Origin of the sequence: Paraburkholderia tropica, assembly GCF_900109265.1 — a bacterium.
GTDB lineage: Bacteria > Pseudomonadota > Gammaproteobacteria > Burkholderiales > Burkholderiaceae > Paraburkholderia > Paraburkholderia tropica.
The window spans coordinates 221,510-234,117 of record NZ_FNZM01000002.1 but is presented as its reverse complement, the minus strand read 5'-3'; the positions used below and the strand labels follow the sequence as shown (position 1 = coordinate 234,117).

The window sequence follows — 12,608 nt, the reverse complement described above, 5'->3', positions numbered from 1 at the left end:
CAGCCTGCGCGGCTCGTGAAAACACGCGACGGAAACGGGCGGGAAAGCACGTCGGCACCGCCGGGCTGAACGGCCGGTCCAGGCGGTGCGGGCGGTCCGGAAATCGCCCGCCCGGCGACGGCGATCAGCACCTTATTTAGCGTGCCGAAGCGCCGACTCGTGCGGCGCGCGCTTGCGCCCGTTGTCCGTCGATCGTGAATCAAACTTCAGTTAGTTGCCTTTCCTCGTCGATCGAGCGGACGCCTTAGCGCACCGGACGCGAAAGCTCGCTCGCCGCGCGCGCGAGACGCGTGACTTCTGCCCAGTCCTGCGCCGCGAGCGCGGCCTTCGGCGTGAGCCACGAGCCGCCCACGCACACCACGTTGGGCAGCGCGAGGAAATTCGGCGCGGTTTCGGCGCTGATGCCGCCGGTCGGGCAGAACTTCAGCGTCGGGAACGGGCCGTGGAATGCCTGCAGCATGTTCAGGCCGCCCGCGGGAACGGCCGGGAAGAACTTGACGATCTCGTAGCCGAGTTCCATCGCGACGATGATGTCCGTCGGCGTCATGACGCCCGGCAGCAGCGGCAGACCCGCGTCGAGCGACGCCTGATGGATTTCACGCGTGAGGCCCGGCGAGACGCCGAACGTCGCGCCCGCCTTCTTCGCCAGCGCGCAATGCTCGGGCTTCGTGATCGTGCCGACGCCGACGGCGATATCCGGCGCGATCTGCGCCGCGCGCTCGATCGCTTCGAGACCGGCCTTGGTGCGCAGCGTGATTTCCAGCACCTTCACGCCGCCCGCGTGCAGCGCGCGCGAAACGTGCTCGCCCTGTTCGGGCGTTTCGAAGGCCAGCACCGGAATCACCGGGCCAAGGCGGACAATGTCGGCCACCGTGCTTTGTGCCATGTTCAGGCTCCTTGATGATGAATTCTGTTCGTTGCGTTGCCGCGTCGCGGTGACGTCGGCCGCTCAGGCGCTCAGTTGTTCAGGCGCTCGCGGTCTGCGGCGCGTGCTGCGTGGCCGACGCACTGGCCGGCACTTCGCCGACGAGCGGGCCGAACACCGTCGCGCCCAGCTCGGCCGGCGCCGCGGCGGCGCGAAACACGCCGAACAGCTCGCGGCCGAAGCCCACTTCATTGCTTTCCTGATGCGCCGGTTGCGCGACCGGGCGCGCGTCCCATTCGGCCTGATCGACTTCGATGTCGAGCACGCCGCGTTCCGCATCGATCACGATCGTATCGCCGTCGCGCACCTTGCCGATCGGGCCGTGCAGCAGCGTTTCCGGCGACACGTGGATCACCGCGGGCACCTTGCCCGACGCGCCCGACATCCGCCCGTCGGTCACGAGCGCGACGTGGAAGCCCTTGTCCTGCAGCACGCCGAGCAGCGGCGTGAGGCGGTGCAGCTCCGGCATGCCGTTGGCGCGCGCGCCCTGGAAGCGCACGACCGCCACGAAATCGCGCTCCAGCTCGCCGCGATCGAACGCTTCCTGCACCGCTTCCTGCGAGTCGAACACGATTGCGGGCGCGCTCAGCTTGCGATGCTGCGGCGCAACCGCCGAGACCTTGATGACACCGCGACCGAGCTTGCCCTGCATCAGTCGCAGACCGCCGTCCGGCTGGAACGGCGTGGCGAGCGGACGCAACACGGCGTCGTCGGCGCTCTTTTCCACGGCCGGCACCCACGTGAGCTTGCCGTCGAGCAGCTTCGGCTCCTCGGTGTAGTGACGCAGCCCTTCGCCCGCCACCGTCTTCACGTCCTCATGCAGCAGGCCGCCGTCGAGCAGTTCGCGCACGAGGAAAGCGATGCCGCCCGCCGCGTGGAAATGGTTCACGTCGGCCTTGCCGTTCGGATAGACGCGCGCGAGCAGCGGCACGGCCGCCGACAGTTCGTCGAAATCGTTCCAGTCGATCAGGATGCCCGCCGCACGCGCCATCGCCACGAGGTGCAGCGTGTGGTTGGTCGAGCCGCCCGTCGCCATCAGCGCGACGATGCCGTTGATCACGGACTTTTCGTCGACCACGTGGCCGATCGGCGTGTAGTTGCCGCGCTCGACCGTCAGTTCGAGCACGCGGCGCGCGGCAGCGGCGGTGAGTTCGTCGCGCAGCGGCGTATGCGGATGGATGAAGGCCGAGCCCGGCAGATGCAGGCCCATCACTTCCATCAGCATCTGGTTGCTGTTGGCCGTGCCGTAGAACGTGCAGGTGCCGTGGCCGTGATACGCGGCGGCTTCGGATTCGAGCAGCGCGTCGCGGTCGCACTGGCCGGTCGCGAACTTCTGGCGGACCTTGGCCTTGTCGTCGTTCGAGATGCCGCTCGTCATCGGGCCAGCGGGCACGAAGATCGTCGGCAGATGGCCGAACTGCAGCGCGCCGATCAGCAAGCCCGGCACGATCTTGTCGCACACGCCGAGGCACAGCGCCGCGTCGAACATGTTGTGCGTGAGCGCGACCGCCGTGCTCATCGCGATCACTTCACGCGAGAACAGCGACAGCTCCATGCCGGCATTGCCCTGCGTGACGCCGTCGCACATCGCCGGCACGCCGCCCGCGAATTGCGCGACGCCGCCGCCTTCGCGGGCCGCCTTCTTGATGATGTCGGGAAAGTCTTTGTACGGCGCGTGGGCCGAGAGCATCTCGTTGTAGGACGAGACGATGCCGATGTTCGGTTCGCGGATCGCCTTGATGGCAATCTTGTCGCGCCCTTCGAGACCGGCGAAACCGTGAGCGAGATTCGCGCACGAGAGCGCACCGCGTGCCGGGAAACGGTCCTGCGCCGCCGTGATGCGCGCGAGATAGGCCTCGCGCGTCGGCTTGCTGCGCTCGATCACGCGTTGCGTGACCTTCATCAACTGCGAATGCGGGGAAACCATCGAATCTCCTTCCTTGTTATCTCGCTCAGGCGCTCGGGGACACATCACGCGGTCCAAACAGCGATGGCGCGATGTTAGTAGAAAAACTACACGGTCGCAATCCCGGTTTTGCCCTGGGATCGAATGGTGCAAGCGCTGCAAAAACCTCTATTTAGCTTGATTTCATTCGATCCGGCACAACCCCCAATTGCACCATCGGTCAGGATTCTGTAGTTTTTGTACATGACCCATGATCCGCTATAGTCCACGGATCTTTCAGCATAGTGCGAGTTTCCCAATGCTGCTGTCCCAGGTGAAGGCCATCCGCGAGCAATTGCGTCCATCGGAGCGCAAGCTCGCCGATTACATCGTCGACGCGCCCCGCGAGCTGCTCGATCTTTCGATGACCGAAGTTGCCCAGCGCGCCGGCGTGAGCCAGCCGACGATCGCGCGTTTTTGTCACGCGCTCGGCTTCTCGGGGTTCCGCGAGTTCAAGATCCGGCTCGCGCAGGCCGTGGCTGGCGATCTGCCGAGCGCCCTGCCGGCCGTTTACCGTGATGTGAGTCCCGACGAGCCGGTGCCAGGCGTCGCGGCGAAGGTGCTCGAACGCACGATCGGCGCGCTGCTCCAGGTGCGCAACAACCTCTCCACCGACGCACTCGGCGCCGCGATCGATCTGCTCGCGAAAGCGGCGCGCATCGAGTTCTACGGCGCGGGCGGTTCGGGCATCGCGGCGCAGGACATGCAGCACAAGTTCTTCCGCCTCGGCATGCCGAGCGTCGCTTACTCGGACCCGCACACGTTCCTGATGTCGGCGGCCTTGCTCGGTCCCGGCGACGTGGTCGTGGCCATTTCGAATACGGGACGCACGCGCGACGTGGTGGACGCCGCCCGCACCGCGCTCGATCGCGGCGCGAAGGTCATCGCGATCACGCACGGTACCTCGCCGCTTGCCCGCCTCGCGAGTGTGGGCTTGCACGCAAACGTGGACGAAGACACCGATGTTTTTTCGCCGATGACCTCGCGCACTTCGCACCTCGCGATCGGCGACATCCTGGCGGTGGGCGTTGCGCTCCAGCGCGGCCCGGAGCTCGCGGAAAAGCTCGCCGGCGCGAAAGACATCATCGATCGTCGCAGACTCGACGCCAACGGTTGAACGCTCGACGCCCCGCGCTGCAGCGGCGAACATCGAGCAAAAAAAAGCGGACTCCCAAGGGAGTCCGCTTTGCCTTATAGCCGGGCATGCTGAGCGGTGCGCTGCCGCACGCCCCGGCCGAATCCGGCGCGATCAGAAGCGGGCTGGCTGCCCCGCCTCCGCGCTCGCCGTCAGGCGCTTACCACTGGTAGGACATACCGCCGCCCCACGTGGTGTCGCCGCCCGCGCTGTAACCCGCGCCCATCTTGACCTTGACGTTCTGCGTAATGCGCGCCGACACGCCGAGCGCCGTGGCCTGGTAGCCCTTGTAGTTGGCGGTACCGATGCCCACCGCAATGGTCTTGCCCTGGTCGACGTCCGGAATCATCGTCAGCGCCGTGGCCGCCGCGATACCGCCGTAGGCGTTGCGCTGCATCTCCGTCATGCCCGACTGGAACTGGCGCATGTTCACAGCGTCCGTGCCCGCTACGCCATCGGCGACGTTCGTGATGCGGCGCTCGTTGCCCGCCGAACCGACGGACACCGTGTTCGCCTGATCCGCCACCGAATTCGCACCCAGCGCGACCGAGTTCTCTCCCGTGGCCGACGCCTTGTCTGCGTGCGCGGACGTGGCCAGCGCCGCGCCGCCCATCACGCCAATGACATTGAGAACGCCGACGATCCCGCTCGCGCCTGCAATCACAGCCTTCGAGGAACGCTTGCCGCGCGCCGCCGCGTCCTCTTGCACCGCGACCCACGTCCCCGTGGTCTCGTTCCAGATTGATCTGTATGTCTTGTTCATTTCGTGCCCTGATTCGTGACGGAATAGCTAGCGGAATACTCCTTGCACGCAAACAGCAGAGATCACGACCAGATTCACGAAGTAATCTGGCGACGCTGCTTTCCATGCAAAGAAAGCACTGACTTGAAATGTCAGCGGTTCTCGTCGAATTCGCCGAGCCTTGAAACCCGAATCACATGCATCGATCACGGGAACGCCTTGGCTGGCGATGACACTGGCGACTGTATTAAGCAGTCACTAAGCAGAACATACGAAAATTCTTAAACACCGAGTAGCAAAGATTTTGGCAAAAAATAACCTGCTGAATATTTACTTATTCACCGCAAAAGGCATCCCCGAGAATTTTCTTATTAATCGGATAACAGCCGAAAGAAAATATCGCTCCGCAATCGCCAACTCCCAGTTTCAGCACTGAAAAAAAATGGGCAAAATACTTGCTGACTACCGTGCAACGCTTTTTGACATCCTCAATATCGACCCGTCATCACACGATGCAACGGCACGCCAGACACGGTCGTCCGCTTTTGAGATTTGTCCTATTCCGCTAAATCTGTCAGATAAATAGACTGGTTTTGAGAGGAAACGCTGAACGAGGTCAACGCCTCGCGATGCCACTCAGGCAGTCACGATCCCGCGATTCACGTGCAAACGGCACGCGCCTTCACGCTGGTCAGTCCCCCGCATCTCCCAACGTTTCCCCGTTCGCGCGAGCCACGCCGGTTCGCGGTCTCACGTCAGGAAACGTCATGAAACGCATGCAGATTCTCGTCGCCGCCAGCGCGCTCACGCTGTCGGTTGCCGCCCTCGCGAGCGCCGCCGCGCCCACGAGCAATCCCCTTTCCGAAACGCTTCAGGTTCAGATGCTCGAATACCAGTGGACGCAAGCCGCATCGACGGGCGACCGCCCGGTACTCAACGACCTGCTCGACGATAAGTTCTTCGAAGTATTTCCCGGCGACGTGCGCCGCAGCAAGCGCGAACTGCTGGCCGCCGCCGCGCAGCCGCAAGGCGGCTCGCAGGTGCTTAGGGACGTGCGCGTGCAGGTGCTCGGCGATATTGCCGTCGCGACAGGCATCAACCGCTATACGCCCGCGTCGGGCTACAAGGCGGTCGAATACCGCTTCACCGACGTGTTCGTGAAGCGCGCGGATGGCTGGCGCGTGGCCGCGTCGCGCATGCGCAGAAAAGAAACGGGCAGCATCTGAGGCTGCCCGTCGCGGGAAAAACGTGAGGAAGGGAAATCAGAACGGCTTGATCACAGCAAGCGCCACGGCCGCCAGCATGCCCAGCACCGGCAGCTCGTTGAACATGCGATACCACTTGTCCGATCGCGTGTTCTCGCCGCGCTCGAAGGTCTTGAGCAGGCGGCCGCAATACGCGTGATAGACGATCAGCAGCACCACCACGCCCACCTTCGCGTGGATCCAGCCCTGGCCGCGCCCGATGCCCACCACGAGCCACAGCCACAGCCCGCACAGCAGTGCGGGCACGGCGATCAGCGTCATGAAGCGGTACAGCTTGCGCGCCATGATCAGCAGACGGTTGATGGCGGCGGGCTCCGTTTCCATCGCGAGATTGACGAAGATTCGCGGCAGATAGAACAAACCGGCGAACCACGAGGCGATCAGCACGATATGAAACGTCTTGACCCAAAGCATCGGTAATCCTTGTTGTTTTTGGGGATGCGCCGCGCTCTACTGGCGGCCTTCGCCGTGGCCGAGCACCACGTATTTCATCGACGTCAGCCCTTCGAGGCCGACCGGGCCGCGCGCGTGCAGCTTGTCGTTCGAGATGCCGATTTCCGCGCCCAGACCGAACTCGAAGCCGTCGGCGAAACGCGTCGAGGCGTTCACCATCACGCTTGCCGAATCCACTTCGCGCAGGAAGCGCATCGCGCGGTCGTGGTCTTCGGTGACGATGGCGTCGGTGTGATGCGAGCCGTACAGGTTGATGTGATCGACGGCCTGATCGAGGTTGTCCACGATCTTGATCGCCAGCACCGGCGCGAGGTACTCGGTGCGCCAGTCTTCTTCCGTCGCGTCCACGAGCGGGCCGATGTTGGCGTCCGCGAGGATCGCACGCGCTGCGGCGTCCACGCGCAGCTCGACGTCCTTGTCGCGATAGAGACGGCCCAGCGGCGGCAGCACGTCGTGCGCGATGCCGCGTGCGACCAGCAGCGTTTCCATCGTATTGCAGGTGCCGTAGCGATGCGTCTTCGCGTTGTCGCACACGGTGAGCGCCTTCGCGAGATCGGCGCGGTCGTCCACGTAGACGTGGCAGATGCCGTCGAGGTGCTTGATCATCGGCACGCGCGCTTCGGCGATCAGGCGTTCGATCAGGCTCTTGCCGCCGCGCGGCACGATCACGTCGACGAACTCCGTCATGGTGATGAGCTTGCCCACCGCCGCGCGGTCAGCCGTTTCCACGACTTGCACCGCGTCTTGCGGCAGACCCGCCGCCGCCAGCCCTTCGCCGATCAGCTTCGCGAGCGCCGTATTGCATTCGAGCGCTTCGGAGCCGCCGCGCAGGATCGTGGCGTTGCCCGATTTCAGGCACAGCGCCGCGGCGTCGATGGTCACGTTCGGGCGCGATTCGTAGATGATGCCGATCACGCCGAGCGGCACGCGCATCTGGCCGACCTGGATGCCGCTCGGGCGGAACTTCATGTTGCTGATCTCGCCGATCGGGTCGGACAGCGCCGCGACCTGGCGCAGCCCTTCGACCATCGTGCCGATCGCTTTGTCGGAGAGCGTGAGGCGGTCGATGAAAGCCGCGTCGTGGCCCTTCTCCTTCGCGCGCGCGAGGTCGCGAGCGTTGGCGTCCTTCAGTTGCTGCACGTCGCGCTCGATGGCCTGGGCCACCGCTTCGAGCGCGGCGTTCTTCGCGGCCGTCGAGGCACGCGCCATCGCGCGCGATGCCTTGCGTGCGCGGCGGCCGAGGTCGGTCATGTACTGGTCGATATCCATGATGTCTTCGTGATGCGGCGCGTCCGGCGCGAATGCAGCAAGGCGGCGGGGTGCGCGGTTCAGATCAGGTCAATTTTAAAGGGAACGGGCCAGCTTTGCTGGGCGCGGCGGGATTCAGCGACGTTCAGCGAGGTTCAGCCAGGCGCCGTGATCAAGCCGCGATCGCGCCGGAACGGATGCAGGTGCGGGAGCGAGGACGCCGCGCGTAACGCGCTAGCTGGTCCGGCGCCCCGGCCCTGCGGTGCGCGGTCGGGCGGCGGCGGCAGCAGCAGCCGCGGCGGCCGGGTTCGCTGGCGCGGCGCGGCGTGCATCGCCCTCGCTGCGCGCGCCGGTACGCGGCGGCGGCGCGGTGTCGCGCGGCGCGGCCACCATCATCGCGAGTTCGAACAGGCCATCCCATGCATCGGGCGGCAGCGCATTGCGCCAGTCGCCGCGCGCCTGCCCCGAGAGGCCCTTGACCTGCCGGTCGAGCCGCGCCGCGAGCGCGAGACCGCGCTCCAGCGTCGCTTCGGAAAGGCGCGAAAGCGCCGGCCCGATCAGGCGCTCGCGCGGTCCCCAGACGCGGTTTTCACGCAGCAGCATGGCGAGCGGCTTGCCCGCGCCCACACCGCGCTTGATGCGCAGCAACGTGCGGATTTCCTCGACGACGGCCCACAGCACCAGCACCGAGGCTTCACCCTCGCCCTGCAACCCGTCGAGCATGCGCGCAAGACGGCCCGCGTCGCCGGTCAGCATCGCTTCGTTGAGCTTGAAGACGTCGTAGCGCGCCACGTTGAGCACGGCGTCGTGAATCTGCTCGAAGCTCAGGACGCCTTGCGGATAGAGCAGCCCGAGCTTCTGGATTTCCTGATGCGCCGCCAACAGGTTGCCTTCGACGCGCTCCGCGACGAACTGCAGCGAGCGGCGGCCATCTTCGCCGGGCGCGACGCGCTGGCCCTGCATGCCCAGACGCTGGCCGATCCAGTTCGGCAGCGCGGCGCGCTCGACCGGATCGATCTTGATCGCCACTCCGCCTTCGGCGAGCGCCGTGAACCACGCGGACTTCTGCGTGGCCGCATCGAGACGCGGCAGCGTGACAAGCGTCAGCACATCGGGATTGCCCGACTTCGCGAGCGTCTTCAGCGCATCCGCGCCTTCCTTGCCGGGCTTGCCGGTCGGAATGCGCAACTCGACCAGTTGGCGATCGCCGAACAGCGACATCGACTGGCTCGCGCCGAGCAGCGCGCTCCAGTCGAAACCGCGCTCGACCGTGAACACCGAGCGGTCGGTAAAGCCCGCGGCGCGCGCGCTCGCCCGGATGCGGTCGCACGCCTCCTGGGCGAGCAGGTGCTCGTCGCCGAAGACGACGTACAGGCCGGCCATCCCCTTGGCGAGGTGCGGCTCGAGTGCGTCCAGTCGCAGTTGCATGAAGAGCGCTTTAGTTGGAGAACAAAAACAGCGGCGGCGCGGGCCGATCCGTGCAGGAATCGACCCGGTGACCGACCCGGCGATCAGAGCGGCGGCGGCGGCAGCGGCGCGCGCGGCGCAACGCCCGGCACGACCTGATCAGCCGTCGGATGCAGCGTCTTGAGCACCGCGAGGCGGCGCGTGAGCTGATCGACCGCGTCGTTCTGCATGTCGGCGAACAGCAGATCCGACTCGGTCACCTTCGCGGTCGAATACTGGTCGCTATAGGTCATCGCGCGGTTCAGCGCGATCGTGCTCGGGCGGATCAGCGGCGAACCGTCCGGCGCCATCAGCGCGTAGTTGAGCGAATAGTTGACCTGGTATTCCTCGACAGCGCCGAGCGAGCTCAGCGTCAGCGTGCTGAAGCCGCGCGATTCGCCCACGCGCAGCACGGCGTCGGCGTTGGCCGTGGAATCGACCACGACCGAATCGCTGCCGCCTTCGATCATGCGCGTGAGGCGCGCCGCCACGGGCGGGGGCGCGCCGACGATGGCAAGGCGCTTGAACGCGTAGTTCTGCTCGCCGCGCAGCTGAAAACCGCACGCCGAGAGCATCAGGGCGCTGCTCGCCACTAACAGGAACGATCTGCGAATCACGTGGACTCCTGGGTTCGCGACAGATTCAGTTCGGCCGGCGCGCGGTGCGTTGGCACGCGCGCGCCGGCCTGGGAGGCACGTCAGACGACGACGTTCACGAGACGGCCCGGCACGACGATGATCTTCTTCGGTGCGCGGCCTTCCGCGAACTTGACGAACATCTCGTGAGCGAGCGCTGCCGCTTCGATCGCGTCCTTCGGCGCATCCTTGGCGACGGTCACGGCGCCACGCACCTTGCCGTTCACCTGGAGCACGAGTTCGATCTCGGCCTGTTCAAGCGCCTGTTCGTCGACCTTCGGCCAGGGCGCGTCGAGCAGCGTGCCGTATTCGTCGGCGTAACCGAGCAGCTTCCACAGTTCGAACGTGAGGTGCGGCACGACCGGATAGAGCACGCGCAGCAGCACGCTGAACGTCTCGCGCTGCACGCCCGCGCCGGCGGTCTTCGCACCGTCGATGGCGTTGAGCATCTTCATCGCCGCCGACACGACCGTGTTGTATTGCAGACGCTGATAGTCGAAGTCGGCCTGCTTGAGCACGCCATAGACTTCGCGGCGCAGCGCCTTTTCGGCGTCCGTGAGCGCGGCGGCGTCGAACGTCGCACGCGAGCGGATCGCTTCCGCGTTCGTATAGCCGAACGACCAGACGCGGCGCAGGAAACGGCTCGCGCCTTCCACGCCCGCGCCCGACCATTCGAGCTGCTGCTCGGGCGGCGCGGCGAACATCGTGAAGAGACGCGCGGTGTCGGCGCCGTACTGGTCGATCAGCACCTGCGGATCGACGCCGTTGTTCTTCGACTTCGACATCTTCTCGATGCCGCCCAGCACGACGGCCTGACCGTCGCCGTTGAGCGTCGCGCCGGTCGGACGGCCCTTGTCGTCGTGCGTGACCGTGACGTCGGCCGGGTTATACCAGGTCTTCTTGCCCGACGCGTCTTCGCGATAGAACGTTTCGTTGAGCACCATGCCCTGCGTGAGCAGGTTCTTCGCCGGTTCGCCGAACTTCACGAGGCCGAGATCGCGCGAGACCTTGGCCCAGAAACGCGAGTACAGCAGGTGAAGAATCGCGTGCTCGATGCCGCCGATGTACTGGTCCATCGGCATCCAGTAGTCGGTGCGCTCGTCGACCATGTTCACTGCGTCCGGCGCCGCGTAGCGGTAGAAGTACCACGACGAGTCGACGAAGGTGTCCATCGTGTCGGTTTCGCGCTTTGCGTCGGCGCCACAGCTCGGGCACTTGCAGTTCAGGAACGCTTCCGACTTCGCGAGCGGGTTGCCCGTGCCGTCCGGCACGAGGTCTTCCGGCAGCACGACCGGGAGGTCCTGCTCGGGCACCGGCACGTCGCCGCAGCTCGGGCAGTGGATGATCGGGATCGGCGTGCCCCAGTAGCGCTGGCGCGAGATGCCCCAGTCGCGCAGACGCCACGTGACCTGCTTGTCGCCGTAACCGTGCGCCTTCAGGTCCGCCGCCACGGCGTCGACCGCCGCCGCGTAATTCAGGCCATCGTACTTGCCGCTGTTCACGGTGACGGCACGATCCTTGTCGCCGTACCACTCCTGCCAGCCGTCGAGCGAGTACGTCTCGCCTTCCGCCGCGATCACCTGCTTGATCGGCAGGTCGTATTTCTTCGCGAACGCGAAGTCGCGCTCGTCGTGGCCCGGCACGCCCATTACCGCGCCTTCGCCATAGCTCATCAGCACGTAGTTGCCGATCCACACCGGCACCTGCTCGCCCGTGACCGGATGCGTGACCGTGAAGCCCGTGTCCACGCCCTTCTTTTCCATCGTGGCCATGTCGGCTTCGGCGACGCCGCCGCGCTTGCATTCGTCGATGAAAGGCAGCAGTTCCGGCTTGTCCTGGGCGATGCGCGTGGCGAGCGGGTGCTCGGCGGCGATCGCGCAGAACGTCACGCCCATGATCGTGTCGGCGCGCGTGGTGAACACGCGCAGCAGCGTCTTCTCGCCGTCGAGTTCGTACGGGAAACCGAAGTTCACGCCGAAGCTCTTGCCGATCCAGTTCTGCTGCATGATCTTGACGCGTTCGGGCCAGCCGAGGCCGTCGAGGTCGTTCAGCAGCTCATCGGCGTACTGCGTGATGCGCAGGTAGTACATCGGGATTTCGCGCTTTTCCACCAGCGCGCCCGAGCGCCAGCCGCGGCCGTCGATCACCTGCTCGTTGGCGAGCACGGTCTGATCGACCGGATCCCAGTTCACCGTGCCGGTCTTCTTGTAGGCGATGCCCTTCTCGAGCATCTTCAGGAAGAACCACTGGTTCCACTTGTAGTAGTCGGGCTTGCAGGTGGCGATTTCGCGCGACCAGTCAATCGCGAGGCCCATCGACTGCATCTGGCCCTTCATGTACTCGATGTTGCTGTACGTCCACTGCGCGGGCGGCACGCCGTTGGCCATCGCGGCGTTCTCGGCGGGCATGCCGAACGCGTCCCAGCCCATCGGCATGAGCGTGTTGTAGCCGTTCATGCGCAGATAGCGGTACATCACGTCGTTGATCGTGTAGTTCCGCACGTGGCCCATGTGCAGTTTGCCCGACGGATACGGCAGCATCGAGACGCAATAGAACTTGGGCTTGTCGGCCTTTTCGGCCGTCCGGTAAGCGTCGCTGTCGCGCCATTCGCCTTGCGCGGCGGATTCGACGTCGGAGGGAACGTATTTTTCGAGCATGGTGTGGATGGGGTAACGCGGAATCTGGCGGATTCTGGCCCGATTCAGTTCAAATTCAGGCGGAGTCGGTGCCGGATGCACCGGACCGGTCGTTCGCAGCCGGACTGCGACGCCGGCGGGTGGCGGGCTACGCTGGCTAAACGACCCCGTGATAAGC

At 65.5% G+C, this 12,608-nt stretch carries 10 protein-coding genes; 2 read left to right on the top strand and 8 right to left on the bottom strand.

Annotation, left to right across the window (positions count from 1 at the left end):
• Nucleotides 1-244 precede the first annotated feature (244 nt).
• Entirely contained in the window at nucleotides 245-886 is a 642-nt protein-coding gene (eda, locus tag BMY06_RS03440; RefSeq protein WP_065065144.1) for a bifunctional 4-hydroxy-2-oxoglutarate aldolase/2-dehydro-3-deoxy-phosphogluconate aldolase, read from the bottom strand.
• Nucleotides 887-965: 79 nt separating this feature from the next.
• Nucleotides 966-2,852: a phosphogluconate dehydratase gene (edd, locus tag BMY06_RS03435; protein ID WP_065065145.1), complete on the bottom strand. Its 1,887-nt coding sequence runs from the start codon at nucleotides 2,850-2,852 to the stop codon at nucleotides 966-968.
• Between the two features lie 277 nt (nucleotides 2,853-3,129).
• On the opposite strand from edd, the gene BMY06_RS03430 reads away from it, so the two are divergent.
• Nucleotides 3,130-3,987 (top strand): MurR/RpiR family transcriptional regulator, encoded by an 858-nt coding sequence (locus tag BMY06_RS03430; protein WP_065065146.1) that lies wholly within the window; start codon nucleotides 3,130-3,132, stop codon nucleotides 3,985-3,987.
• 178 nt (nucleotides 3,988-4,165) lie between these two features.
• On the opposite strand, the gene BMY06_RS03425 is transcribed toward BMY06_RS03430, so the two are convergent.
• Nucleotides 4,166-4,768: a YadA-like family protein gene (locus tag BMY06_RS03425; protein WP_074981534.1), complete on the bottom strand. Its 603-nt coding sequence runs from the start codon at nucleotides 4,766-4,768 to the stop codon at nucleotides 4,166-4,168.
• 746 nt (nucleotides 4,769-5,514) lie between these two features.
• Between BMY06_RS03425 and BMY06_RS03420 the strand changes: the two genes are divergently transcribed.
• Nucleotides 5,515-5,973 carry a nuclear transport factor 2 family protein gene (locus BMY06_RS03420; RefSeq protein WP_065065148.1) on the top strand — a complete coding sequence of 153 codons (459 nt, stop codon included), beginning with the start codon at nucleotides 5,515-5,517 and terminating at the stop codon, nucleotides 5,971-5,973.
• 36 nt (nucleotides 5,974-6,009) lie between these two features.
• Here the strand turns inward: BMY06_RS03420 and BMY06_RS03415 are convergent, their stop codons facing one another.
• From BMY06_RS03415 to leuS, 5 genes are all read right to left on the bottom strand, one after another.
• Complete coding sequence (locus tag BMY06_RS03415) at nucleotides 6,010-6,426, bottom strand: CopD family protein (protein ID WP_074981532.1); 417 nt, start codon at nucleotides 6,424-6,426, stop codon at nucleotides 6,010-6,012.
• A 36-nt stretch (nucleotides 6,427-6,462) separates the two neighbouring features.
• A complete protein-coding gene (locus BMY06_RS03410) occupies nucleotides 6,463-7,734 on the bottom strand; it encodes a glutamate-5-semialdehyde dehydrogenase (protein WP_065065150.1) in 1,272 nt (423 codons plus the stop codon).
• A gap of 213 nt (nucleotides 7,735-7,947) precedes the next feature.
• A complete protein-coding gene (gene holA, locus BMY06_RS03405; RefSeq protein ID WP_074981530.1) occupies nucleotides 7,948-9,141 on the bottom strand; it encodes a DNA polymerase III subunit delta in 1,194 nt (397 codons plus the stop codon).
• Between the two features lie 83 nt (nucleotides 9,142-9,224).
• Nucleotides 9,225-9,776 (bottom strand): LPS-assembly lipoprotein LptE, encoded by a 552-nt coding sequence (locus tag BMY06_RS03400; protein ID WP_065065151.1) that lies wholly within the window; start codon nucleotides 9,774-9,776, stop codon nucleotides 9,225-9,227.
• Between the two features lie 80 nt (nucleotides 9,777-9,856).
• Complete coding sequence (leuS, locus tag BMY06_RS03395) at nucleotides 9,857-12,451, bottom strand: leucine--tRNA ligase (RefSeq protein ID WP_074981527.1); 2,595 nt, start codon at nucleotides 12,449-12,451, stop codon at nucleotides 9,857-9,859.
• Nucleotides 12,452-12,608: the final 157 nt, after the last annotated feature.